Source organism: Martelella mediterranea (assembly GCF_021021415.1).
GTDB lineage: Bacteria > Pseudomonadota > Alphaproteobacteria > Rhizobiales > Rhizobiaceae > Martelella > Martelella mediterranea_C.
This window is the reverse complement of the sequence record NZ_JAINWJ010000019.1, coordinates 35,847-60,707: the sequence shown is the minus strand read 5'-3', so window position 1 is coordinate 60,707 and position 24,861 is coordinate 35,847. Positions and strand designations below refer to the sequence as shown.

General features: G+C 62.1%; 25 protein-coding genes and 1 pseudogene. 6 read left to right on the top strand and 20 right to left on the bottom strand.

The genetic code is table 11. The features are described 5' to 3' along the window. Nucleotides 1-84 precede the first annotated feature (84 nt). Nucleotides 85-1,032: an NmrA/HSCARG family protein gene (locus K7H91_RS13415; RefSeq protein WP_230720777.1), complete on the bottom strand. Its 948-nt coding sequence runs from the start codon at nt 1,030-1,032 to the stop codon at nt 85-87. A gap of 97 nt (nt 1,033-1,129) precedes the next feature. On the opposite strand from K7H91_RS13415, the gene K7H91_RS13410 reads away from it, so the two are divergent. Beyond that, nucleotides 1,130-1,495, top strand: coding sequence for a winged helix-turn-helix transcriptional regulator (locus K7H91_RS13410; RefSeq protein WP_230720776.1), 366 nt, complete (start codon nt 1,130-1,132; stop codon nt 1,493-1,495). Nucleotides 1,496-1,573: 78 nt separating this feature from the next. Here the strand turns inward: K7H91_RS13410 and K7H91_RS13405 are convergent, their stop codons facing one another. Together K7H91_RS13405 and K7H91_RS13400 are read right to left on the bottom strand one after the other, a co-directional pair. Continuing rightward, nucleotides 1,574-2,533 carry a quinone oxidoreductase family protein gene (locus tag K7H91_RS13405; RefSeq protein ID WP_230720775.1) on the bottom strand — a complete coding sequence of 320 codons (960 nt, stop codon included), beginning with the start codon at nt 2,531-2,533 and terminating at the stop codon, nt 1,574-1,576. 150 nt (nt 2,534-2,683) lie between these two features. Next, nucleotides 2,684-3,292, bottom strand: a complete 609-nt coding sequence (locus tag K7H91_RS13400; protein ID WP_230720774.1) for a TetR/AcrR family transcriptional regulator — start codon at nt 3,290-3,292, stop codon at nt 2,684-2,686. 79 nt (nt 3,293-3,371) lie between these two features. Here K7H91_RS13400 and K7H91_RS13395 point away from each other — a divergent pair, with 79 nt between their 5' ends. Further along, nucleotides 3,372-4,448: an NAD(P)-dependent oxidoreductase gene (locus K7H91_RS13395; RefSeq protein ID WP_230720773.1), complete on the top strand. Its 1,077-nt coding sequence runs from the start codon at nt 3,372-3,374 to the stop codon at nt 4,446-4,448. 179 nt (nt 4,449-4,627) lie between these two features. Here K7H91_RS13395 and K7H91_RS13390 read toward each other — a convergent pair whose 3' ends face one another. Beyond that, nucleotides 4,628-4,987, bottom strand: coding sequence for a winged helix-turn-helix transcriptional regulator (locus K7H91_RS13390; RefSeq protein ID WP_230720772.1), 360 nt, complete (start codon nt 4,985-4,987; stop codon nt 4,628-4,630). 128 nt (nt 4,988-5,115) lie between these two features. On the opposite strand from K7H91_RS13390, the gene K7H91_RS13385 reads away from it, so the two are divergent. Then, nucleotides 5,116-5,478 carry a tyrosine-type recombinase/integrase gene (locus tag K7H91_RS13385; RefSeq protein WP_330166004.1) on the top strand — a complete coding sequence of 121 codons (363 nt, stop codon included), beginning with the start codon at nt 5,116-5,118 and terminating at the stop codon, nt 5,476-5,478. 38 nt (nt 5,479-5,516) lie between these two features. Next, nucleotides 5,517-6,185 (top strand): annotated as a pseudogene (locus K7H91_RS13380) (IS91 family transposase); the annotation flags it as partial. On the opposite strand, the gene K7H91_RS13375 reads toward K7H91_RS13380, so the two are convergent. From K7H91_RS13375 to K7H91_RS13350, 6 genes are all read right to left on the bottom strand, one after another. Next, nucleotides 6,147-6,407 (bottom strand): SDR family NAD(P)-dependent oxidoreductase, encoded by a 261-nt coding sequence (locus K7H91_RS13375; protein ID WP_230720831.1) that lies wholly within the window; start codon nt 6,405-6,407, stop codon nt 6,147-6,149. The pseudogene K7H91_RS13380 and the gene K7H91_RS13375 overlap by 39 nt on opposite strands. A gap of 94 nt (nt 6,408-6,501) precedes the next feature. Next, nucleotides 6,502-7,230, bottom strand: coding sequence for an SDR family NAD(P)-dependent oxidoreductase (locus tag K7H91_RS13370; RefSeq protein ID WP_230720771.1), 729 nt, complete (start codon nt 7,228-7,230; stop codon nt 6,502-6,504). Beyond that, complete coding sequence (locus K7H91_RS13365; protein WP_230720770.1) at nt 7,224-8,654, bottom strand: sulfatase; 1,431 nt, start codon at nt 8,652-8,654, stop codon at nt 7,224-7,226. Before K7H91_RS13365 ends, K7H91_RS13370 begins: the two co-directional genes overlap by 7 nt. Beyond that, nucleotides 8,651-10,168, bottom strand: coding sequence for a tripartite tricarboxylate transporter permease (locus K7H91_RS13360; protein WP_230720769.1), 1,518 nt, complete (start codon nt 10,166-10,168; stop codon nt 8,651-8,653). The genes K7H91_RS13365 and K7H91_RS13360 overlap by 4 nt, the downstream gene beginning before the upstream one ends. 5 nt (nt 10,169-10,173) lie before the next feature. Beyond that, nucleotides 10,174-10,707 carry a tripartite tricarboxylate transporter TctB family protein gene (locus K7H91_RS13355; RefSeq protein WP_230720768.1) on the bottom strand — a complete coding sequence of 178 codons (534 nt, stop codon included), beginning with the start codon at nt 10,705-10,707 and terminating at the stop codon, nt 10,174-10,176. 66 nt (nt 10,708-10,773) lie between these two features. Beyond that, nucleotides 10,774-11,751 (bottom strand): Bug family tripartite tricarboxylate transporter substrate binding protein, encoded by a 978-nt coding sequence (locus K7H91_RS13350; RefSeq protein ID WP_230720767.1) that lies wholly within the window; start codon nt 11,749-11,751, stop codon nt 10,774-10,776. Between the two features lie 98 nt (nt 11,752-11,849). On the opposite strand from K7H91_RS13350, the gene K7H91_RS13345 reads away from it, so the two are divergent. Further along, a complete protein-coding gene (locus tag K7H91_RS13345; protein WP_230720766.1) occupies nt 11,850-12,749 on the top strand; it encodes a LysR family transcriptional regulator in 900 nt (299 codons plus the stop codon). 666 nt (nt 12,750-13,415) lie between these two features. Here the strand turns inward: K7H91_RS13345 and K7H91_RS13340 are convergent. Genes K7H91_RS13340 through K7H91_RS13320 form a run of 5 tightly spaced genes read right to left on the bottom strand, consistent with a single transcriptional unit; the run spans nt 13,416 to nt 18,098 of the window. Beyond that, nucleotides 13,416-14,921 (bottom strand): tripartite tricarboxylate transporter permease, encoded by a 1,506-nt coding sequence (locus tag K7H91_RS13340; protein WP_230720765.1) that lies wholly within the window; start codon nt 14,919-14,921, stop codon nt 13,416-13,418. An 18-nt stretch (nt 14,922-14,939) separates the two neighbouring features. After that, complete coding sequence (locus K7H91_RS13335) at nt 14,940-15,383, bottom strand: tripartite tricarboxylate transporter TctB family protein (protein ID WP_230720764.1); 444 nt, start codon at nt 15,381-15,383, stop codon at nt 14,940-14,942. Between the two features lie 5 nt (nt 15,384-15,388). Beyond that, nucleotides 15,389-16,360: a Bug family tripartite tricarboxylate transporter substrate binding protein gene (locus K7H91_RS13330; protein ID WP_230720763.1), complete on the bottom strand. Its 972-nt coding sequence runs from the start codon at nt 16,358-16,360 to the stop codon at nt 15,389-15,391. Nucleotides 16,361-16,413: 53 nt separating this feature from the next. Further along, complete coding sequence (locus tag K7H91_RS13325) at nt 16,414-17,091, bottom strand: RraA family protein (protein WP_230720762.1); 678 nt, start codon at nt 17,089-17,091, stop codon at nt 16,414-16,416. A gap of 8 nt (nt 17,092-17,099) precedes the next feature. Continuing rightward, nucleotides 17,100-18,098 (bottom strand): hydroxyacid dehydrogenase, encoded by a 999-nt coding sequence (locus tag K7H91_RS13320; RefSeq protein WP_230720761.1) that lies wholly within the window; start codon nt 18,096-18,098, stop codon nt 17,100-17,102. 148 nt (nt 18,099-18,246) lie between these two features. Here K7H91_RS13320 and K7H91_RS13315 point away from each other — a divergent pair, with 148 nt between their 5' ends. Then, nucleotides 18,247-18,933, top strand: a complete 687-nt coding sequence (locus tag K7H91_RS13315; protein ID WP_230720760.1) for a GntR family transcriptional regulator — start codon at nt 18,247-18,249, stop codon at nt 18,931-18,933. Between the two features lie 353 nt (nt 18,934-19,286). On the opposite strand, the gene K7H91_RS13310 is transcribed toward K7H91_RS13315, so the two are convergent. The 5 genes from K7H91_RS13310 to K7H91_RS13290 all read right to left on the bottom strand — a co-directional run bounded on the left by K7H91_RS13310 (nt 19,287) and on the right by K7H91_RS13290 (nt 24,855). Then, on the bottom strand, nt 19,287-20,075 hold the full coding sequence (locus K7H91_RS13310; protein ID WP_230720759.1) for an amidohydrolase family protein: 789 nt from the start codon (nt 20,073-20,075) through the stop codon (nt 19,287-19,289). Continuing rightward, nucleotides 20,072-21,559 (bottom strand): tripartite tricarboxylate transporter permease, encoded by a 1,488-nt coding sequence (locus K7H91_RS13305; protein ID WP_230720758.1) that lies wholly within the window; start codon nt 21,557-21,559, stop codon nt 20,072-20,074. The genes K7H91_RS13310 and K7H91_RS13305 overlap by 4 nt, the downstream gene beginning before the upstream one ends. Before the next feature lie 62 nt (nt 21,560-21,621). After that, entirely contained in the window at nt 21,622-22,089 is a 468-nt protein-coding gene (locus K7H91_RS13300) for a tripartite tricarboxylate transporter TctB family protein (RefSeq protein WP_230720757.1), read from the bottom strand. Next, a complete protein-coding gene (locus K7H91_RS13295; RefSeq protein ID WP_230720756.1) occupies nt 22,086-23,051 on the bottom strand; it encodes a Bug family tripartite tricarboxylate transporter substrate binding protein in 966 nt (321 codons plus the stop codon). The genes K7H91_RS13300 and K7H91_RS13295 overlap by 4 nt, the downstream gene beginning before the upstream one ends. A gap of 283 nt (nt 23,052-23,334) precedes the next feature. Further along, nucleotides 23,335-24,855, bottom strand: a complete 1,521-nt coding sequence (locus K7H91_RS13290; RefSeq protein ID WP_230720755.1) for a tripartite tricarboxylate transporter permease — start codon at nt 24,853-24,855, stop codon at nt 23,335-23,337. Between the last annotated feature and the right edge of the window lie 6 nt (nt 24,856-24,861).

The window sequence follows — 24,861 nt, the reverse complement described above, 5'->3', positions numbered from 1 at the left end:
CCGGTACGTGACCCTAACCTGCTGCCGCAGAGCATAGCGCCGGGGAACCCAAGACGGCGTCGCGCCGGTTCGCGCGGCGGCGCTTTATCTGAGCGCGAGAGGCCGGTCATCGCTTGCGAGTGCGGCTTGAAGCGCGGACTTGCCGGGACCTTCCAGCCAATCCGACACGCTCCAAAGCGGCCCGAATTCCTTCTTCAGGGCGGCAATATCCGCATTCCCGGTCGCCCGGCCTTCCTCGAACAGTTTTGCGTTGCGCCGCAGAAATTCATTGCCGTTCAGCACTCTGTCGGGGAAGCGGTGGTAGGTAATCTTGCGCCCTGCCGCATGGCTCAATGCGTCTGCCAGCTCCAGTCCCGTCGGTTCGTCGCCGGCGATCTCGATCGTTCGACCGGCGTACACGCTCGGATGTTCGATGATCTGCGCGCCGATCTTGCCGATGTCATCGACGGCTATGGCCTGAAAGGGCTGATCCGGATGCACGAAGAATGAGAACGTCCCCTGATCGAGCCCGAAACCGGGGAGCGTGAAGAGGTCGGTGAAGGTGGCGGGCCGTATGATCGTGCTCGGCAGGTCCAGGCTGCGGATATGTTCCTCGATCTCGATCTTGGTGTCGAGGTTGGGCAGGCCTGTCCTGCCCCTGCTGATGATGCCCGCCGAGCTGTAGACCAGATGCCTGACCCCGCTGCGCATCGCAATGTCGGCAATGCTTTTGCCGATGCGCACTTCCTCGGCATCGGTGATGCCCGATCCCGCGCTTCCCGAATGGGGCTGCACGCTGAAGACCGCGTCGACCCCTTCCATGGCGTTCTCGACCGAAGCCATGTCCGCGAACGCGCCCTCGAATATGGCGATGCCGGCCGCGCCAAGTCGTTTGACCTCTTCGCGCGCGGTGTTGCGGACGAGGGCGCGGACAGCCCAGCCTTTGGCGCGCAACGCCGCGGCGACCGCTCCGCCCTGTTTACCGGTCGCGCCGAAGACGAGCACGGTTCCCCTGGTCTGCGTCTGAACGTGCTTGTACATGTCGCTTGGCATCTGGACTCTCCTTGATGGTGGCCACATCAAGGTATACAGGATATACCTGAAATCAATTACGCACCTGAAAGCGACCAGGTAACCCGGAGTATCCCACATGCCTGTCCAATCGTCCGAAGACCTGGAACATATCCGATCCGTCCTTGACGAACTGACCGGCAAATGGAGCCTGCTGGTTCTGAATGCCCTGTGCGATGGGCCCGCGCGCTTCAATGCGCTCAAGCGCCTCAATAAAGGCGTGAGTCAGAAAGCGCTCACGCAATGCCTGCGCAGGCTCGAGGCAAGTGGCCTGATCAGCCGCACGGTCGTCAGCACGTCGCCGGTCGCGGTCGTCTACGCGGTATCAGATCTCGGCGCATCGCTGGAACCGCATCTGAAGGGTATTCTGCAGTGGTCGCTTGATCATCGCGATCAGGTTGCGGAAGCAAGGCGGACCTTTGCCAGGCAGGATGACGGGCGCTAGCGCGCGTCCACCGATGGCAATGCTCTACGACGCAGCGACCCGGGCCCACGCCCGGGCGGCGGCTTCGAATCCGGCGGGTTACGGGACAAGCACGACCCGGCCCAGAATGGAATTCTCCTCGGCATAGGCGTGCGCCGCCGCGGCTTCGCTCAGCGCAAACCGTCGGTCGATAGGCACATCCAGTTCGCCGGAAGCGGCCCGTTGCAACATCTTGTCGACCGTCCGGTGGACTTCGGGTTTTTCGAGCTGGCTGCCCATGAACACGCCCAGAAGCGTCTGGTTGGCCTGCAAGGCGGGCCAGAGGTCGAGCTCCAGCGCCGCGCGCCCGGCATTGCCGACGAACACAAGACGGCCCTCGGGCCGCAGTGCGGCAAGCGATCCCGCAAGCGTGGAGCCGACGGGATCGACGACCAGATCCACGCCGCGGCCGTCGGTCATCCGCATGACGGCCGCGGTCACGTCCTCGGCGCGGTGATCGATCGCGGCGTCCAGCCCATAGGCCCGCAGCCGCGCGGCGCGATCCGCGCCCGAAACGGTCGCCAGCACCTTCGCGCCGGCGCGATGCGCGAGCTGTATCGCTGCAACCCCGACGCTGCCCGCTCCGCCCTGCACGAGGACGGTTTCGCCCTCGGCCAGCATTCCCCGGGCGAAAAGGCTGTGATGGGCGGTCCCGAAGGAGATGGGGAGCACCGCCGCAGCCGCCATGTCCAGACCGTCCGGCACGACCCATGTCCGCGAGGCCTTCACGGCGCGCATTTCGGCATGGGACCCGCCCATGTCGAACGACGTCACCTTTTGCCCGACGAAGCGGTCGCGAACCTTCGCGCCAACCGCAACGATCTCGCCCGCGGCCGCATAGCCCGGAACGTGGCCGGCTGCCTCAGGCGCGGCAGTCGCCCGATTGATGAGATCGCCGCCCTCGATCGAGATTGCCTCCACCTTCAGGAGCACGCCGTCCTCGGGGCAGGCCGGCGCCTCGACGTCGGCGTAGCGCAGGACCTCCGGTCCGCCCGGAACATCGTAATATGCAGCCTTCATGGTCTTTCCTTCTATCGGTTTTCTTCATCGAGCGGTCAGATGACGATGCCTGAAGCACCGCTCCTGACCGCAAGGTTCTGGCGAGGGGTTTCCGTCCGACGCCGACCGTTCATGCCCGACACAGCGAGCGGCGCTGCGACTTTTTGAAACCTAGATGCAACGTGCGATCATTGTTGAGAACGTTCCGGTAGCATCGGCCTTACTAAGCCTTCCACGGAGGACGGCCGTCGAGAGCGCCTCGCCCGCGCCGATGAGCCCGATGCTCCGCCGTTCGAGTTCCGAGGGGGCCAGACTGCTGTGTGCTGCGAGAACGGTGACGAACATATCGACGGCCTGGTCCAGAAGCTCCTGCAGGACGTCGGCCTTTTCATCGCTGCCCGCAAGCGCGGCGCCGACCGCATGGAAATCGCCGGAGGTGTCGGTGGCGCAGCCAATATAGGCGGTGGCAAGTTCTTCAATCGCTTCCACAGTGGCGGGGTTTCGGCTGACAAGGCCATTGCGGAACGTGTCCATCCGCTCCGTGTCGATCCACCTGTAGAGCGCGATCAGCAGGCCGGATCGATCACCGAAGTGATCGTAGGCAACCGGCTTCGACACGCCGGCACGTTCGGCGAGGTGGCCGAGACTAAGCCGGTCCGTGCCTTCCTCCCGGACAATCGCTCGGGCCGTGGTCAATAACTGGTGGCGGCGCTCCGCCTTGGAAAGCCTCGCGGACACGCTTCGCCCGTCGGTTTTCTGCCTGATCTGCCTGTCCGTCATACGCTCCCCTTGAAACCTACCAAAAGTAGGTTACGTATATCCTACGAATGGTAGGTAATGCAACAAGGAGGCCATGACAATGGCGATCAACCCAATATTTCTGGTGGGAGGCTCCGGTATCGTCGGGCAGCACGCGGCCCGGTATCTGAGAGACGCGCACCCGGATGTGCCTCTGCTCATCGGAGGACGCGATCTCGACAAGGTGCAGCGCGTGGCGGACGAAACCGGAAATGCGGAAGGCATCGCCGTCGATCTGTCAGCCGGCGATCTTGGCATAGGCGATCGCCCGGTTGGCGCCGTCGCGGTCCTGTTCACCGACCAGCGGGTCGCGGGCCTTCGTTTTGCGCAGGATCGGGGCGTGCCTTACGTGAATATCTCCCCGGGCATAATCGAGCTGGGCCCTGAGGTTGCGGCTTACATCCACCGCCCTGATGCCGCAGCGGTCGTCCTCGGGACGGAATGGCTGGTCGGCGCAACCAGCGTGCCGGCATTGGCAGCCGCGAAATCCTTCGGGCATGTCGAGGATATCCGCATCGGCGCCCTGCTTGACGAGGAGGACGCGTTCGGTCCGGCCGCCGAGGCGGACCTTGAGCGCCAGACCCAGGTGATGGCGGCGGCGCTGGAGCGCCGCGAGGGGGCCTTTTCCTGGCGAACCGGTGACGCCACGGCCGCGCGGTTCCGAGCCGTGGATGGGACCGAGATGGAGGCATCCGCCCTTTCGCCGAACGATCTTCTCGGGCTGTCCATGGAGACGGGCGCGCCGAATGTCAGGTTTGACCTGGCGATCGGCGTCAGTTCCAGCCGTCGTGCGGGTGAGCCGCTCTCGGCCGAGATATTGATTGAACTCTCCGGCACGGCCCCGGAGGGGCAGCCCCTGGCCATCCGGTTTGCCGTTGTCCACCCCGGTGGACAGATGCCGCTGACCGGTCTGGGGGTGGCGATGGTTCTTGAAAGCCTGACTGGGCTGGCCGGTCAGGCGCCGACACAGCCGGGCCTTTATTTTCCCTACCAGCTCCTGGACGCAGGTGCCTACTTCGCCCGGCTCCGGAAAATCGGCGGATCAATCATCGATCTCGGGTCTGACGGGCCGAACAACAAAGGGGTTTCAATGGAGCGCATCTTCGCTGATCCGTCTGGACCATTCACTTCGTCATAAAGCGCTTTCGGCATAGTTTCCGCCCAGCCATTTCCGCGATGGTCGTCGATCAGCTCCCCGTTTCGAAATGGCTGATGGCGTCATCGGAAAAGCGCCTCGGTCGTTCTGGCACCGGGCGGCCGCTCGTCAACGCACGTTCGCGGACACAGCGTTCCGGGTTGCCCTTTCCTGCGGGGCAGCTAAGCCACCTTCGCTCCGTGATCGCGGCTTTCTACGATCCTTGCGATTTCCGCGTTGTGGTGCGTTCCCCATTCGCAGAGCGGCGCGAGTACCTGGGCCAGGCTTCGGCCAAAGTCGGTCAATTCATACTCGACATGCGGCGGCACCTTCTGAAAATCGATGCGGCGAACGACGCCGTCATCCGTCAGTTCCTTCAGATGCTGGATCAGCATTTTCTCGCTCACATTGGTGACCAGCCTGCGCAGTTGCCCGGTGCGCTTGGGGTCGCCAGCGAGATGATACACGATAAGCGGCTTCCACTTACCACCGAGGATGGCCAGAACCGCCTCCAGGCCGCATCGAAAATGCGTCTCGGTCATTGTGATCTCCCAAATTCGATACTTACAAAACAGCGGGTACTGGAACGAAAGTCTGCATTGTCTTAACTGGGTCCGACGACGATGTTGACGCTCAACGCGTTCGATGATCGCCGCATCAAAACAGCGGGTTGCGCAAAACCCTGCTTTCTCCGCAACTCCTGGAACTGCTGCGACTGTGGTGGCGAGAAGGAAAGCGGCGCGGCGTGATGCTGCCCCATGGCTGGCTGTTTCCGGGTCGCAGCCTTACCGACCCGATCTCGTCGCGGCAACTGCATCGTGCGTTTCAGGAAGCCGCCCAGAACGGAGGCATCCACAAGCGTGTCAGCCCGCATACCCTGCGGCAAGGTATTGCCACCCATCTTCTCGAAGATGGCGTCGATGTCCGTGTCATCCAGGTTCTGCTCGGTCATGGCAAGCTGGAAACGACCGCGCTCTATGCCAAGGTCTCGACCCGGACGATCCATGCCGTCGCAGGCCCCTCGACCGGCTGATGGCGCTGATGGAAGGCAAAGCGCCCGACGGATAAGCCATGCGCACCTCGATCGAGGTCGCCGATATCTTCCGTGTTGCCGGGCCTACCGTGCAGCCCACCATGGACATCTCAGTCTGGCCCAACTCAAGGCGATGTCCGCGATCGAACATTGCCGCACCGCGTCCCTGGGCGGCGATGTCGAGGCCTGTGAAGATTGCGGAGAATGGCGTATCGCCTACAATTCCTGCCGTAACCGGCACTGCCGAAATGCCACGGCGTTGCCGAACGCACATGGCTTGCCGCGCGCGAGGCCGATCTCCTGCCGGTCGGATACTTCCATGTCGTCTTCACGCTGCCTGCCGAGATCGCCACAATCGCCTTCCACAACAAGGCGCTCATCCACGACCTTCTGTTCAAGACCGCCTCGCAAACGATGCTGACGATACGAAGCATCTCGGCGCCCGCATCGGCATCACCGCCGTTCTCCACACATGGGGTTCGGCCATGCATCATCCCCATGTTCACATGATCGTGCCGGGCGGCGGCATCACCCTCGATGGAAAACGATGGGTATCATCACGCCCGGCGTTCCTCCTGCCGGTGCGCGTACTCGGAAAGCTGTTCCGCCGCCTGTTCCTCACGCGACTGCTTCAGCTCCGTGACGCCGGCAAACTTACCTTCTTCGGCTCAGTAGCCCATCTGGCTGATCGCCGGGCATTTGTGCGCGTCGTAGGCGATGCCGGCCGAGTTCATCAGCGCCGTGAGGGGGCCGAACCGGTCGGCCGCTTTCTTGAACGCGTCGACGATATCGCCCTCGCTGGTGACATCGGCGGTCACCACCTGTGCCGCTCCGCCCTTCGCGGCGATCTCCCCCAGAAGCGCCGAGGCTTCCTTGCTGCCGGAGGAACGCGCCATCAGGCTGACGGCATAGCCGCGCGCCGCCGCCATGCGCGCCGTGGCGGAACCGTTGCCGCCGCCGGCGCCGGCGCCGGTAATGAGAATATGTCCGGCCATCGAGCCGTCCTCCCTTGTTTCATCCTGCCTATGCGGCCGTATACCCGCCGTCGACGGGGATCGTGACGCCGGTGATCATGCGCGATGCCGAAGATGCCAGAAACACCGCCGTACCGCAGAGTTCGTCCGGATCGGCCCAGTCGCCGCCCTTCGGCAATCTGGTCAGGACTTTCTGACGGATATCCGGGTCGGCCCGGCCGCGCTCGGTCATCGGCGTCCGGATCCAGCCGGGCGCGATCGCGTTGACCCGGATGCCTTCCTCCGCGAAGGAAAGCGCCAGCGATTTCGTCAGCGACACCACGCCGGCCTTTGCAGCTGCATAGGCCGGTATATGCGGCGCGCCGTAATAGGAAAACATCGAGGCGATATTGATGATCGCACCGCCGCGCGCGGCAAGTCCCGTGCGATAGGCATTGGCAAGCCGCAACGCGCCGGTCAGATGAACGTCGAGCACCGCGTTGAAGCCATCGGGCAGCATTTCCCGCTCGCGCTCGATCTGCCCGGCGCAGTGGATCAGCGTATCGATCGCGCCGGTTCGTTCGGCAAGACGGCTCACATCGGCATCATTCGTGAGGTCCACGGCTTCGTATCGGCAGCCCTTTGGCGGGGCGCGATCAGGCGTTCGACCGGTGACGATGACTTCCGCGCGATGGTGGACAAAACCCTCCGCCAGCGCCGAGCCGATGCCGCCAAGGCCGCCCGTGATCAAAACGCGCTTGCCCTCAACCGAAAAATCCCAGTTCGCCGACATCAGCATGCCACCCTTCCGAGCCAACCCTGGGCGGCCAGGCCACTCTCGATGCGCCATTCCAGAAGCCGCGCGGTCAGTTGTCGGCGCGTGTCGGCATGGTTCGCATCGTCCCAGAGATTGGCGCATTCGTCCGGGTCATCCTCAAGATTAAAGAGCTGCCCTTCGGCCGTTCCGGAAATGTGCACCAGCTTCCACGGCCCGGTCCGGATCATGGTGAAGAACGCCGCGTTGCTCTGGATCATGTCGCGCGCCAGCTCGGCGAAGACCTCGGTCCTCAGCGGCGCTTCGGTTTCACCCCGGATGTAGGGCGCGAGCGATATGCCTTCCATCCATGAAGGGGGAACAAGGCCCGCAAATTCCAGCACGGTCGGCCCGAGATCCATGAGCGAGACGAGATCGTCGACGCGGGCTCCGCCGGGACGGCGGGGATCATGGATGATCGTCGGAACGCGCACGGAATGCTCGTACATCGTCCATTTCTGGCTGTGACCATGGTCGTTGAGACAATCGCCGTGGTCGGAGGTGAAGATGATGATCGTGTTGTCGGCCACGCCGCGTTCCTCGAGCGCTGCCCTGATCTCCCCCATGATGCCGTCGATCATCGAGACATTGGCGTAGTAATGCGCACGCTGACGCCTGGTCTGCTCCTCTGTCGGATGTGCAAGGTGGCGCACGGCGTCATGGTCGTCGCGGATATGGTTTGCCTGCAGTTCCTGCAGCGCCTTCGGTTGCGCCTCTATGTCCGAGGGAATGGGCGCCGGCAGGTCGCGATCGAGATAAGGCTCCAGATCCTCCGGCGCGGGGTCGTAGGGCGGGTGCGGTCCGGGCAGGCCGACCTGGAGGAAGAACGGCTTCGTCCCATTCCATTCCTTCAGCCAGCGGCAGGCGAGCCGGCCGGTGAAGACATCGGGATGCAGGTCCCGATCGAGCTCCCATGAAAACGCGCCGAGCGCGGTCGCATAGTCCTGCCGGCGGCGGTAGCTGCGGCGGTCGGGTTTCTCGACGCCGCGCGCCATCAGCGCCTTGTCCCAGTTGTCAAGGAAGAAGGGCAGGTTTGGATGGGCCCGGTCCTTGTTCTCGACGACATGGCGCTCATGAAAGCCGAACGGCGCCTCGAAGGGATGGGTATGCATCTTTCCGACATTGCAGCAGTGATAGCCGGCCGCCGCCAGGTCGCTGACCCAGGTCGAGGGCCAGACCTCGTCATTGCGCAGCACGCCGGAATTGTGCGGATAGAGCCCGGTGAACAGGCTTGCCCGCGAGGGCGCGCAGCACGGCGAGGTCACATACATGTTCGAAAACGCCGTCCCCTCTTCCACCAGCGCGTCGAGATTGGGCGTATCCATGTAAGGAAAACCCATGGCGCGGATCGTGTCGTGCCTTTGCTGGTCGGTGATGACGAAAACGATATTGGGACGGGTATCGGTCATGAATGGGTCTCACGTGTCGAAATGGAAAGCTTGCGGCGTGCGCGGCGGCGCAGCAGCGCCTGCACGATCGGCGTGAAGAGAACGAGAACCAGAAGCGCCAGAATGATCTGCGAGGCCGGCCGGTTCAGGAAGAAGCCGACCCAGTCGCCGCCGGTGACCAGCGATGTCATCCTGAGTTCCTCCTCGAAGGTCGAGCCCAGCACATAGCCGATGATCAGCGGCGCGAGCGGGATCGCCGCCAGGCGAAGCGCGTAGCCGATCAGGCCAAAGGCGAAGAACACCCAGAGGTCGAACATGTAGCGCTGCACCATGAACACGCCCAGCACGCTGAACATGCCGACGGCGGCGACGAGATAGGGTTTGGGGACCGCCAGCGTGCGGATCAGGGCGCGCAGCATGACCAGTGCGATCGGGAGCAGCAGCAATGCGCCGAGCAGAAAGGCCGCCAGAACGCCATAGACGATTTCCGGATGCTGTTGGAAGAGTTGTGGGCCCGGAGTGAGCCCCTGGATGAGGAACCCGCCCATGAGCGCCGCCACGACAGGATCGCCGGGAATGCCGATCGCCAGCATTGGCAGAAGCGCTCCGCCGGTCGTGGCGCTGTTGGCGGATTCCGAGGCCACGACGCCATCATCCGCGCCCTGCCCGAATTTCTCGGGTTCATCGGAGAAGTCGCGGGAAACGCGGTAGGCGATATAGGCGGAGGCATCGCCGCCGATACCGGGAATGGCGCCGATGAAGATGCCGAACGCGCTGGAACGGAGCCAGTTCGTCCAGCGTCCGAGGAAGTTTCCGAGGACGCCGTTGCGCAACTGAAGGCGTACACGGTCTGCCTTCAGGTGTTCGCCTGCGGCCACCTGGGTCAGAAGCTCGGAGACTGCGAACAGCCCCATCAGGAGAGCAACGAGGTTGAACCCGCCATCGAGACCAGAGAGGCCCATCGTCATGCGCGGCAGGCCGAGGATCGGGTCGGTCCCGATCGCCGCCGCCGACAGGCCGAGCGCGGCCGCCAGCAGGCCCCGCGGCAGGGATTTTCCGGTCAGCGAGGCAACGGTCGACAGGCCGAGCGCCGCCAGCAGCATCGTCTCCATCGGCCCGAAATTGGCCGCGGCGGCGGCGAGATAGGGCGACAGCAGGATCAGCAACACCGCGCTGATAAGAGCGCCGGCAAACGACGACAGCGTGGCCAGCACCAGTGCGTCGGAAACGCGGCCGGCGCGGGCCATGGGAAAGCCGTCCAGCAGCGTCGCCGCGGCCATCGGCGTGCCCGGAACGCCGATCATGATCGCGGTGACCGCGCCGCCGAAATTGCCCCCCTGATAGATGCCCATCAGCAGGGCGATCGAAGGGACCGGATCCATGTAGAAGGTGAATGGAATCGCGAGCGCGATGCCCAGCAATGGCCCCATGCCCGGCAGGACGCCGAAGATGATGCCCACGCCGATGCCGACAATAATGGCCAGAAGAAGCGACATAACGCCGGCGAGGTCCAGCGCCGAAAGCAGGGTATCCATGTCCTTCAGCCTCCGATCAGGGCGGTGAGAAACCGCCCGAAGGGCAGGTGAATGTCGAAGACGATCCGCACCAGCCAGTAAAGGGCCAGCGAGAACGCCACCGGAAAGCCGATGATCGAAAGCGGCCTGCGCGCGCCGCCGGCCACCATCAGCGCGGCGCCGAAAAGCGTGGTCGACGCGATATAGCCAAAGCGCGGAAACGCCAGAAGATAGAAAAACAGCGCCGCGACGACGCCGATAATGCGTCTCCACGGCAAGGCTTCATTGGGACGGTCGTGTATGGAAATCAGCCGCACCAAGGGGCGGACGATAACGGCGAACGCCAGGACCATCAGGCCCACGCCCAGCCATGTCGGGTACTGCTTGGCATCGATGCCCCCCGACAGCGATGCGATGGGATTATCCTCCATCGCCGCGATATCCAGAACCATCCAGAGGCCGAGAATGAAGGATCCTGCTCCCACGACGATGGCGGCAAGGTCTTGCGACCGGGTTGCCGTTTCCCGCTGCGGAGCCTGAAAGGTTTCGTCGTTGGACATCGGGAAAACCTCAGGTCTGAAAGGAAATCGCGCCGCCGGCCAATGTTATGGAGCGGCGCGAAACGCTCAATTTTTCTTCAGGTTTTCCAGTGCCGGCGCCAGCCGGTCGAGCGACACCTGCCAGAGATCCTGGAAGGCATCCGGCTCCATGTACTGGACGGTGAACCCGCCTTCGAACATCTTCTTCTTGAAGGGCTCGGAATTGATGACCTCGCGGAACACGTTCTGAAGCTTCTTCAAGTGTTCCGGATCCGTGCCCTCGGGCGCCACCAGTCCCGACCAGCCGGCGGTCGCAGCACCCCAGTCAAGATCGTAACCCTGTTCCTTTGCCGTCGGAATCCCGGGTTCGATCGGGGAGCGCTCTTCGGTGAAGATCGCGAGCGTCTTGATCTTGTCGCCGTAGATCTTCACCGCGCCGAGCGCGCCGGTGGTGAAGTCGAGCGAGCCGTCGAACAGGCCCTGAATATTCGAGGTTTCGCAGCCATCCGCCGGAATCGGCTGGTATTTCGTGATCTCCGCCACCTCGAGGAACCGCCGCATCACCACATGCGGCAGGCTGACCGCCGGGCAGACGCCAACCCTGAGGACACCGTCCTGGGCCTTTGCCCATTCCACGAATTCATCAACGTTGTTTGCGGGGTGATCGGCGGCCACCGTCAATGTGAAGGGGTTCACCCACATCAGTCCGATCGGGTCGAAACCCATCGGATCGAAGCCGATCCGCGGCTCGAACGTCGGCACCATGATCTGGGTGGCGACCCACGAATTGCCGATGGTGTAGCCATCTGGATCAGCCTCGGCAAGCGCAAGCATCGCCTTGGCGCCGCCGCCGCCGGCGATGTTCTGCACCGCGATCGGCTGCCCCAGCTTTTGGGAAGCGAACTCGGCAACAATGCGCGCCGTTATGTCGCCGGACGTGCCGGCCTCCCAAGGCTCGATCATCGTGATCGGGCGCGTCGGAAAGTCCTGTGCCACGGCTGCGCCGGCGAAAGCGGCAAACGAAAGAGCCACGCCCGCAAAGCGGGCCAGTGATTTGGAATTCATCATTTCTCCTCCCTTGGATTTGACAAAGGCTAAAGAGAGGCCTTCATTAATGCAAATAATTAACAACGCATTCTTCATGCATTTTGGTAATCGAAAACATGAACCTGCAAAACCTGCGCTACCTACTTTCCATAGCCGAAACGGGGTCGATGACCCGCTCGGCAGTGCAGCTGAACATGACCCAGCCGGCACTGAGCCGCGGCCTTGCCGCGCTTGAGGAGGAAGTGGGAGCACAGCTTTTCGTGCGACTTCCAAAGGCCATGCGACTGACCGTATTCGGACGGGTGATGGTGCGCCGGGCGCAGGGCATTTTCCGGCAGTTGGAAGATGCCCAGCACGAAATCCGGCACCTGCAGGAACATGAGGAGACGGAGCTTTCCGTGGGTTCCGGCCCGGTCTGGCTGACAGGCCTGCTGCCGGGCGCAATCAACCTGACCACGCGGGACCTGCCCGGCGTCTCGATCAGCGTGATCGGCGGTTTCGAGCGCCAGCTTGCCGAACTGGTCCGGCGCGGACAGGTCGCCTTCATCCTCACCGAGTTGACGGACGACCCGGAATTCTCCGATCTCCATTCGGAACCGCTCGCGTCCGCGCGTTACGCCGTGGTCGCGCGCCGGGGGCACCCGCTGGAGCGGGCGGGAACGCTGGAGCTGCCGGATCTGCTCGAATTTCCCTGGATCATGCCCGACAAGGCCGTCAACGCCCAGAAGCGGCTCGACGGGCTGTTTCAAACCGAGGGCCTGAGCCCGCCCGTCGCCCGCATTCGATCAACCTCCAACGGTTTCATCACCACCTATCTGGAGCAGTCCGACGCCCTCACCTTCGCCGTCACGCCGATCCTGCGGGGCCATCCCGGCTTAACCGAACTGCCGCTTTCCCGGTCGCTGCCCAAACGGACCACAGGCATCCAGCGCCTGCGCGACGACTGGCTCAGTCCGGCCGCCGAGAAAATGCTCGAGCATTTGCGCATACTGACGCTACAGCAGGATGAATTCTAGCCGGGACCATCCGAGAAGGCATCCCCGCTATCGGGCCTTCTTGCTTCCACGTGCCGGCTGTTTCTGGTCGAAAGCGGTAGCTACGTCTCAGATATATCGGGAGAATGCTCTATGCAAACGACGTCAATCATGGGAGCAGAGCAGGGGATCAATCAACCTATTTTTCAATCCCGACCGAATAGACGCAAAACGTTGAAATTTGATCCCTGCCCAATGTCCCGTGTTGATGGGCTGCTTCAGGTCTTGAGGGAATACGAACAGACGACACATCATTCACTCCGACGCTGACAGTTAGGACCGTTTTGCCTTATACGAGAGAAATGCCAATCTGGAATTCCACTATAAGATGAAACATCAAGGCAAATGCTTGCCGAAGCGAAAACCGATCGCGTCAATCGCGAGGCGGTATGTCAACTGAGGCGACCGTCTCCCAAGTGCTGGTCTCCGCATACACTGGTCACGTACCCCCTCCAAAGGCAGGCTCAAATCCACATGCGCCGGGGACCGATCTCGGCCGTTCGACGCCCAACGGGTCAGCCGTACCGCCTGGCACCTACGCCGACACATCAAAGGCTGAGCGAGCATCTGAAGGCTTCGTCAAAGCTCTTCGCCGACCAGGCGTCCGCTCCCGTACTCAACTCGAACGACTGGAGCGCCACTCATCGTTTACAATTCGCGGCGGCTCCAGATCGCCCTAAGTGGGGCCTTGAGCAGGCCGAATGCCATCACCAGCAGCACCAGTGTGCTGAAAATTGCGGTCAGCGGCTTGGCAAAGAAAATGCTCCACTCCCCCTGCCCCAGCATAATGGACTGTCGCAGGTAGTTCTCGGCGAGCGGCGACAGGACGAGCGCCAGGATGAACGGGCCCGTCGGGTAGTCTGCGCGTTTCATCATGTAGCCAATGAGTCCAAAAATCGCGGTGACCCAGATATCGAAAAGCCCGTAATTGATCGCAAAGGCGCCGACCAGGCAGAAGGCCAGGACGATGGCGCTGAGGTGCTTCTGGATGATCCGCAATGCGTTGACGAAAACCGGGATCAACATAATGTTGGACAGTAGCAGGAAGAAATTCGCGATGATGAGCCCGGCGATGGTCCCCCAGACGATATCGGCGGATTGCACCATGAGCATCGGTCCGGGATTGAGCCCGAACATGACCAGCGCGCCTAGCATGATTGCCGTGCCGCCTGAGCCTGGAATGCCCAGCGCCAGGAGCGGGATCAGCGAGCCGGGCACGGCTGCATTGTTCGCTGCTTCGGGCGAAGCCAGACCCTCGATAGCCCCCTTGCCAAACCGCTCGGGCGTCTTCGTCAGTTTCCTTTCGGTCGTATAGGATACGAAGGTGGCGATCGTTGCGCCGGCTCCGGGCAGAACGCCGATCAGCGTGCCCAGCGTTGAGCCGCGCAGGATCGGCAGCGCCGTTTGGCGCAGCTCGCTCCGGTTTGGCACAAACTCTCCGAAGCGAAAGCGCGGTTTGCCCATCTCAAGGCGAACCCGTTCCTCGATGCCCACCAGGACTTCCCCAATACCATATAGGCCAATAATGACAGCGACAAAATCAACGCCGTCGATCAGTTCGGGCATGATCACGAAGCGGGCATTGCCTGATACGTAGTCGCTGCCGATGGTGCTAATCAGGACGCCGAAAAATGTCGCGATCAAGGCCTTGATCGGATCTGCGCCCGCGAGGACGACAATCATACTGAGACCAAGCAACATCAGCATGAAATATTCCGGCGGCCCGAGGAAGATCGCATATTCGGCGATAACCGGCGCGAAAAGCACCAGCACCGCAAGACCGAACAAGCCGCCGATGAAAGAGGCTATCGCCGAGATTCCGAGCGCCAGCCCCCCCTTGCCCTTCTGCATCATCGGGTAACCCTCTATCGCCGTCACGATAGCTGGTGCGTCGCCCGGCGTATTGATCAGGATCGAAGTCAGGCGTCCGCCATACATCGTGCCCATATAGACGCCGGTCAACAGGCTCAATCCGGAGATAGGGTTCATCCCGAAGGTAAGCGGCATCATCAGCGCGATCCCTGCCGACGGACCAAGCCCCGGCAAGGCGCCGACGACGGTGCCAATCATTCCGGCCGCAAAAATCAGTACCAAGTTGCCCGGCGAAGCAAACTGAGCCATCGCCGAAAAGAGTTCGGACAGCGAATGTAGCATTTGCAAACCTATAAAAGCTCAAGTGATGGGTAGGCCGAGCCAGACAGCGAAGATCAGGTACAGGACAGCGGTCGTTGAGGCGCTGACGAACAGCGAGATTGGCAACGGGTGTCGTATCACCCCCCAGGAAACCAGAAACACGATCGCCGCGACCGGACCAAAGACCGAACCGAACGACATGGCGGCAACGCCGAAACCGATAATCGCAATTGCAAGCCCGAGCCCAACCAGGTTAGGTGGCTGCCTATCGGTTGCTTGCGTCACCACAGCCGGCCGGGCACGCAGAAGCTTGACCGCCTGAACAGCACAGCAGAACAGCATCAGTGATGCGATGACCACAGGCACGAAACCCGGCCCGAAAGAATATTCGTCCGCAAATTTCAGATGGGCCGAACCGCCTAGGATGCCGACGGCGAAAGCCGTCAGCAAACCCAAGAAGATCAAATGGATCCCTTTTTCCAACTCAGTCACCCCTTCAGAAGGTCGAGTCGTTCCAGGGTCGAACGATACAGTTCGTTGGTCTGCTCCAGATAGGCCCCGAAAGCATCGGGCCCGAGGTAACCCGGGATGATCCCGTTGGGCTCGAGATACTGCGTTTTCCAAGCATCGGTGACCTGAAGCTTCTCGACCATGCTCGACAGGTAGTTCTTTTCATCTTCGGGAATGTCCTTGGCAGCCACCACGCCTCGGAAAACCGAAGCGACGACATCGAAGCCACTTTCCTTGAAGGTGGGCAGATCAGGGAACATTGCCGCCCGCTCATCGGTGGAGATAGCGATTGCCCGCACCCGTCCGGCTTCGATGAATTCCTTGATCGCACCGGGGTTGATCATCGCTGCATCGACCTGGCCACTGAGGACCGCCGTGGAGACCTCTCCATCTCCCTGGAAAGGGATGAAGTTGAAGGTCTTGTCCATTCTGTCGCCGAGCAGAAGCGTCACGATATTCTCGATCTGTCCGCGCCCGCCGCCGGCGATGTTGAGAACGCGTTCGGCGTTCTTGACATCATCGAGCGACTTGATCGGGGATTTGGCTGGCACGACCATGATGACCGGGTCGATGCCCAGCCGGGCAATCGGGGTAAAATCCGTGTAGTTGAGGCCGACATCCGTGGTCAACGGAGTGGTGATGAATGAGGAGGTTGCAGACATGAGATAATGTCCATCCCCCTTATGAGAGTTCAGGTAGCCCAGCGAGGTGGCGCCGGCGCCGCCGGGTTTATTCACCACATTGATGCTGGCGTCGACAATCTTCTCGGACTGGATGATTTTGGCCATCATGCGCAGCATCGTATCGTGCCCGCCGCCCGGGCCGTAGCCAGCTACGAATTCGAGGCCCCGCGAGCCCGGAAACTCCTGTGCCGCCGCAGGCATGATGGTTGCCGCCGTCAGCGCAACTGCCGTCATCACGGCTTTGAAACTGTTTCTGAACACTGTCATATCTTCCTCCCGTTTTGAAAAATCAGGCTTCGGCAATCACATCGATGCCGGCCTCAATCCATGAATTCACATCCCAGTTGATGCAGCGTCTGGTCGATCCAGTCGCCTTTGTATGCACCCTGAAGCGTATCTTGAAGCTGCGCCTCCTCGGAGGCGTGCTTCGTCTCGGCTCGAGTCAGAACCGCGCCCACAGAGGAGCGAGGCACCGCCAGAACGCCATCCCGATCGCCAACGATCAGATCTCCGGGGTGAACGATCATCGTACCCAGAGCAATCGGCAGACCGATCTCGCCGGGGCCGTCCTTGTAGGGGCCACGATGGCAAACGCCGCTGGCAAAAACCGGTATGTCCTGCTGGCTGATTGCCTCCACGTCGCGGATGGCGCCGTAAATCACGATCCCCGCTACGCCGGAGCATGCGCCCCGCGCCAGCATCAGTTCACCCATGATCGCATTGTCGAGTGCACCGCCTGCATCGACCACAATTACCTCGCCCGGCCGGACCATCTGCAGTGCCTTGTGCAGCATCAGGTTGTCGCCGGGGCGTACGCTGACGGTCAGGGCGGGCCCGGCCATCGCACCTGCGCGGTGCATCGGACGCAGGCTGGCCGGGGCCGCGAAACGGCGTGACATAACGTCACTTATGTTGGAGACCGGCAGGCTCTTCGCGCGCTGCACCTCGGTCTCGCTCACCCTGTCCCAATTTGTCTTGACGCGGAAACCTTCGGTCATGTCATTTCCTATTCCTGAAGCCCGCCGAGAACGGCGGCCTTGGCATGAAACACGGCGGGGATGGTTTTGCCCGCCAGATGATCGATAATGAGCTGAGCCGCTGTCGTCGCCATGGCGCGCTCCGCTCCCGGCGTCAGACCTGCGGCATGCGGGGAGACGATCAGGTTCGGCGCGCCCCACAAAGACAAACTTGCCGGAGGTGGCTCCTGCTCGAAACTGTCGATCCCCGCTCCGGCGATCTCTCCGGCTATCAGCGCCTCGGCCAGCGCCTCTTCGTCGACGATCCCGCCGCGCGCGGTGTTGATCAAGACAGCCTCGGGCTTCAGCGCCGCCAGAAAACGCCTGTCGACCAGATGACGAGTCTTGCTCGTGAGCGGGCAGTGCAGGGAAACGATATCGGCCTCGCCAAGCATGTCCTCGATTGCGCTCACCAGCGTGATGTTGTCACGGCCCAGCGCCTCGCGGGCTTCGGCATCGCAGCCGGGGTCAAAGGCGCTGACCTCCATCCCCAGCCCCTTGGCGAGCGTGGCGACCTCACGCCCGATCACGCCCAATCCCACCAGTGCCAGCCGGGCACCCTTGATATCCCGTCCGATAAACGAGGATTTCATCCACTCCCCGCTCTTCGTCGCCTTGTCGAGCTGCGGCAACGACTTGAGCAATGACAGGATCAGCGCGATTGTATGCTCGGCTACGGAACGCGCATTCGCACCGACGGCGCGGTAGACCGGTATGCCCAAATCCTCGGCGGCTGTCAGATTGATGTTGTTGACCCCGCTGCCGTGCTTGACGATCACCTTCAACGCGCTCGACGCGGCGATGACCTCACGCGTAATTCGCCCCTGAGAGACCATGATCGCGTCGACCCGGGCTTCCGAGGCGGCGCGGACAACCTCCTCGCCAGTCGCATACGGAGGCGAAAACAGACATTCGAAGCCGGCTTCGCCCAGCATTGCGACGGCATCCGGGTGAATTCGGTCGCGGGTTACGAGAACTGTTCGGGGCATGAATGCAGGCTTTCAACTGTATGCACAATTCGATTTAATTGCTAATTCTGTATACCATTGGTCGAAAATTCGTCAACCTTGATGCTGCGGCAAATTGTGTGCTAGACACAAGTTACCGGTTTTCACATTGTTTTTTTGAGGTTTTATCTTGAGCGCCAACAGCAAGACAGATGACTCTCTGGGAGAGGCTGTATACGGTAAAGTGCGCGAGTTGCTGCGCAATGGGACTCTTGCTCCGGCCGACCGGGTCAGTGAGCAGAGCCTTTGCAAGCTATTCAATGTCAGCCGGACGCCGGCGCGCGAAGCCCTGCAGCGTCTGCTCAGCGAAGGTTTTCTAGCGCATACCAGTGGTGGGCGAATGATTGTCGCCACCATCGATATCGCGCGCGCCGAAGAAATCTATGACATGCGCGAAGCGGTGGAGTGTCTGGCTGCGCGCCTTGCCGCCAAGCGGGCGAACACGTCGAATCTGATAGAGCTGCGGTCCATCCTCGCCGATCAGGAGAAGGGGCAAAGTAACGAGACTGAGTTTCTCGGAGTCAATGATCGCTTTCACAGATGTATCTACCGAATCTCGAACAATCGATATGTCCAGCACACCGCCGAGATTCTGCTGGCCTCCGCCGAAATGATACGGGGACAGACAGAAGGACGCTATGATTATGAAGCCTGGTCGCTCAAGGATCACCTCGCCATATATGCCGCTATCGAAAACGGCGATGTCGCTGCGGCGGAAGAGGCCGCCCGGCAGCATATTCGCCGCGGACGGTTCCAGCGCCTCGCATTGCTGCTTGAAGGATCTGACAAAGCAGGGTCCGAAAAGTCGGACGATTGACGCCATTTAATGACGGCAACGAGCGGTGCTTGAAGCGTTCCCGCCTCAAAGTCTGCGATTCAACGGCAGCTTTCATGCGCTCACAGAGAGGACGAAACGATCGATCGAGGACGCGGCCGCCAAGCGCTACCCCTATGAGAGCCAACTTCAGTTCCGACGATGCCGCGCTGATTCAGCGCAGCATCGAGCTTCGACTGCAAGCTCAAGACTATCAACGACCCCAACCAACGCGGGTTTTGTAAGGCGTGGACCGCAGAGCCCAGCGCCTTTCCGCCTATTACCCGGGAAATGTCGGGACAAAGCCACTTGAGGGTGCCCAGGACAAGTGGATACCGGTTTTCGCGGAGAATGCTCTAGAACCGATAGAGCGCTGCGGGATTGTCCTGCAGCACAGCCCTGAGACCTTCATCCGGCAGAACCTGTTTCAGCAAATCGAGCATCGGCGCCAAACGGGGCACGGGCGGCGGCGTCATCACGTGAGGCCAGTCACTGCCCCAGAGGCAGCGATCGGGCCAGCCCTGCACAAGGCGTGAAACGAGGGCGGCGAGGTCATCATAGTTGTCCGGCCTTGTGCTGACCCGGGTGGGCGAGAGTTTCACCCAGATGCGCCCGCTGTCCAGAAGACGACAGAGGCTTGTCACTTGGGCCTCGGAGGTCGGGTTGACATGGCCGAAATGATCAAGAACGAGCGGCTGTCCCGCGGGCATGGCTTCGAGCGCCGCCGCCACGCGGTCGAAGCGCTCCGGCTCGGTGTTGAGTTCGACATGCCAGTCCACCTCTGCCGCCAGCGCCGCCACCTGCGGCAAGAGGTCGAGTTGGTTGATCCCCACACGGCGCCGGTCCTGCAGCCGCGCCGCCCTGATGCCGCTTGCGGCAAGCGCCTCAAGGCCCGTCGAGGCGGGCGAGATCATCGCCACGCCGCGCAGCGCGATCGCCTCGGGTGGAGACGCCACCATCCGGGCGAGAGCGGTATTGTCGGTCCCGTCGACCGAGGCCTGAATGACTACCGCCCGACCGATGCCGTTGGTCTGCGCCTCCTCGGCGATAAAGTCCCCGATATCCTTCTCGGGCGGGACATAGGCGCCCACTGCCCGTTCGACACCCTTGGCGAAGGCGTGGATGTGGCAATCGCAGATGATCATAGCGGCTTTTGCCTCTTGCGCAGATGCGGCAGGACCAGCGTCCCGGCAACAAAGACGACGATCAGGGCCACAAAGCCGATTGAAATCGGCGAACTGACGAAAATAGCGGGACTGCCGCCGCTCGTCAGCAGCGCCTGCCGCGCCGCCTGCTCCAGCGGCTTGCCGAGGATCAGCCCGATCAGAAGCGGCGGCACGGGCAGGCCGGAGCGGCGGAACAGGAAGCCCAGCACGCCTGCGCCGAGCATGACCCATACGTCGAAGAGCATGTTGTTGACCGAGTAGGCCCCGAAAACGGAGAGCAGCGCGATGACCGGGAAAAGATGCCGGGGCCGGACCCGGATGACGTGGATCGCGACGCGGAACAGCGCAAGACCGATCAGGATCGTCGGCAGCGAAGCGATCAGCAGCGCTTCGATGATCGCATAAACCTCGACGCCGTGATCGCGGAACAGAAACGGACCGGGTGCCAGCCCTTGCAGCATGAAGGCGCCAAGAATGACAGCCGTCACCGCATCGCCGGGAATGCCCAGTGCCAGCATCGGGACAAGAGCGCCACCGGTCACCGCGTTATTGGCAGCCTCGGGTGCCGCAACGCCGGCATCCTCGCCTTTGCCGAACCGCTCCGGGTCTTTCGCGCGCGATCGCGCCAGGCCGTAGCTCATGAAGGCTGGAATGGTGGAGCCGATCCCCGGCAGAATGCCGATGAAGGTTCCAATGGCCGAGGACAGCACCAGCGTGGAGCGCATACGCCACATATCGAGCCAACCGACATGCGAACTTGGCACTGGAGGAATCGGAACCTCGTCCACATCGGACTTGGGTCGGTCGAAAAGCTGGACCAGCACCTCCGACATGGCGAACAGGCCGATCAGAACGGGGATCAGTGCGAACCCGTTTTCAAGCGAGAAGGAGTTGAACGTGAACCGGGGCGAACCGCTGATCGGGTCAAGCCCGACAACCCCGGCACAGACGCCGACCATCACCATGATCAGCGCGTCGAGTTTTGATCCTCCGCCCAGAAGGACGATGACAAGCAAGGCAAAGAAGATCAGCACTGCCATCTCCGCCGGGCCGAAATCGAGCGCCACCGAGGCCAGCGGCTGGGCCAGCGCCATCAGCACGAGACAGCTGAAGAAGTTGCCGACGACACTGGCGTAGAGCGCGATCCGAAGCGCCCTTCCGGCCTTCCCCTGGCGCGCCATCGGGTAGCCGTCCAGCGCTGTCGCGGCAGCGGACGGCGTGCCGGGCACATTCAGGAGGATGGCGGAGATGGAACCGCCGAAGATCGCGCCCTGATAGACGCCCAGAAGCAGAAGCAGCGCCGGTATCGGTTGCATCGAGAATGTGATCGGGATCAGCAGGGCAATGGCCATGCTCGGCCCCAGACCGGGAATGGCGCCGATGATGATCCCCACCGCGATCCCGGCCAGCATGGCAAGCAGGATCCAGATGTCGAAAAGCATGTAGAAGGCTTCCGTGATCATGCCGGGGATCTCCGTTGGGTCGGCCGTGAATGGGGGGCCCAACCCGTCGTGCAACGACGGCGTCAGGGCAAGGGAATGTTCAGCACATGCTCGGCGCCAAGGCCGATCGCAAGCGCCGCCAGAACCGGCAGGCCAATGCTGAAGACCGGCTTGCGTTCCCCATAGGCGAGCGCAATGATGATGCCAAGACCGGCTGCACAGGGAATGAAACCGGCAAGGGGCATCAATGCCAGCGCGGCCACCGTCGCAACGACCACCAGGAAAACCGGACTCCAGTCACGAATCGATCCGACAGGCCTGTCCGTTCCGAAAAGCCCGACGACAAGGCGCAGCAGAAGCGCTGCGACCAGCAGCGCCAGCGCCACGCGCGGCAGGGTCCGCGCCGTCGGCCCCGCACCGCCGAGATTCCAGACCGGGACCTGTGCTTCAAGTAGCACGAGCCCTGCAGCCGCGCCCGCCAGCAGTAGCGCGCAGGTCAGGGTGCGGATGCCGAAGACCGGCATCCAGCGTTTGTTCCCGTCGGGGCTCACTGAGACATGCTCATTTCTTTTGCCACGGCCTTGTAAGCTTCAAGATTGGTGGCGATCGTTTCACCCAGTTCCTCGCCGCTCATGATGCGGACGGGCTGGTTCAGACGGGTCATGAAGTCCTTGAACTCGTCGGACGACGCCACCTCGGTGAACACCGTCTCAAGCTGCTCCACGATTGCGGGATCGGTGCCTGCGGGCGCAAGCACGCCGACGATCGAGGGGAATTCGACGTCATAGCCGGCCTCTTCCAGGGTCGGCGCGTCAGGGAAATCCGGATCGTTGTCACCATCAAGCACGCCGAGCAGCTTCAGTTGGCCATCCTCGACCAGATCGCGATAGGCTGGCACCAGAGCGATATCGACATGACCGCCGAGAACCGCCGCCGTGGCCGAAGCCGCGCCGTCGAAGGGCACGTGCTGCAGGCGAGCGCCGGTTTCGCCGGCAAGCTTGGTGAAGGCGAGATGCGCGCCGCCCATGGCACCGGCCGTGCCATAAGTGAGGGTCTTGCCCGTGTTGGCGGCCTCAACCAGATCGTTCAGGGAAGTGTATTCGGAATCTCCTTTGACGAGAACGCCGTGATAGGGCCCCGAATAGTTCATGATCGGCACGAAATCCTTGAGTGGATCATAGCCGGTCGGGCGCAGCGCAGGCGTCACGAAGCTCGGCGAGGAGGTCGTCGCGATCAGCGTATAGCCATCCGGCTTGGCGCTCGCCACGAAGCGCATGGCGTTGGCGCCGCTGCCGCCCGGGCGGTTTTCAACCACGATCGGCTGGCCCAGCGTCTTCTCGGCCATGGTAGCAAGCTGCCGGGCGGAGACATCGGTGGTGCCGCCTGCGCCATAAGGCACGACGAGCGTGATGCTGCGCTCGGGCCATTCGGCGGCCTGAGCGAAGCCTATGCCGGCGGCCAGCCCGAGTGTGCTGACCAGTGCGGCGGCGGTAATACTACGGAAAAATTTCATGTTCTCCTCCTCAGATTTTCAGTCAGCGGAAACCATCTGCCATAAACTTTTGCCAGACCGCTCCTCCCAGAGCACCTTATGTAACATTTGTTTTCCTTAATAAAAGAGAATTAAATTTAAGGTTTTATCCAGAATTACTGCATCTATCCCCGTCCGGTCTCCATGCTAACGACAAATGAAGTTCTTCGACATATTCACTGAGGCTCTCGCCGCCCTCCGGCATGCTCAGTCGGCGCGGGCGAACATCGGCACGCCCGAGATATCCAGATGCAGCGGCCATACATTAGCCTTCCGTCCCAGCGTCACCATCCGCCGCGCGGCGGGCCACGATCCGACGTTTGATGATTGGCCCGACGACCACGGCGACCGTCAGCGCGACGATCACGAGGCTGGTGGTGTTCTGGAACAGGACCAACCAGTCGCCACGCCCGATCCGCAGGGCAAGGCGCAGGTTCTCTTCCGCGAAGGCGCCCAGGATCAGGCCCAGCACCATTGGCGGCAGCGGGAACTTCATCTTGTCCATCAGCCATCCGATCACGCCGAAGCCGAGCATCAGATAGACGTCGAACATGCGGCCATTGATCGAATAGACACCGATCAGCATCAGCACGATGATGATCGAGCCGAGCAGCGGACGCGGCAGGTTCAGAAGCCTTGCGAAACTGTTGGTCGCCAGCGAACCGCCCAGAAGAACCAGAAGGATGGCGCCGAACAGGAACTGCCACATGAAGCCAAAAACGACATCCGGATTGTCCCGGAACAGCATCGGCCCAGGCTGCAGGCCATGGACCAGCAGGCCGCCCAGCATCACCGCGGCAACGGCGGTTCCCGGAATGCCAAGCGTCAGGGCCGGGATCAGCGCCGAGGCGGTGTCGGCATTGTTGGCGGTCTCCGCGGCAGCAACGCCCTCGGGCTCGCCCTCACCCCAGCGTTCGGGGTGCTTCGAGGCTCGCCGCGCCTCGTTATAGGACATGAAGGCCGCCATCGACCCGCCCGCGCCGGGCAGAATCCCGATCCAGATACCGATCAGTGATCCACGCAGCCAGGTCTTCCAGAAATGCTTCATCCGAGGAAGCGCTTTCCAGATCGGTTGCGTACCCAGCTTGCTGCCTTCCACGCCTTCCGTCTTCAGCGGCGATTCCAGAAGATCGATCACCGGCGGCAGCGCGTAGAGACCGACAAGCAGGATCACGATGCTGATCCCGTCGAGAAGCTCGAGCTGGCCGAAGGTGAAACGGTCATTGCCATAGATCGGATCGGAACCCACCACCGAGATGAACACCCCGAAGCAGGCGCTGATCAACCCCTTTACCGGATTGCCGCCCAGCAGAAAGATGATCGAGGCGAGACCGAAGATCGCGACCCAGAACACCTCAGCCGGACCGAATAGCAGCGTCACCTTGGAAAGCGGCGGCGCCAGCAGCATCAGCGCGAAGGCGGACGCGATGCCGCCGATGGATGAGGACACGACCGCCACCTGCAGCGCAAAGCCCCCCTCGCCCTTCTGGGCCATGGGATAGCCGTCAAAGGTGGTGGCGACGGCGGCCGGCGTGCCGGGAATGCGCAGCAGCACCGCCGGGATCGCGCCGCCATACATCGCGCCGTTGTAGATGCCGGCCATCAGGCCGAGGGCCACCAGCGGATCAAGCCCGAAGGTGAAGGGCACCAGAACCGAAATCGCCATCGTTGCCGACAGGCCCGGCATGGCGCCTACGATGATGCCCGACAGAACGCCGATCACGACGGCGGCGAAATTCGTAAATCCCACAACCTCGGGGAGCGCATTGAGAAGATCGGAATACATCGTGAC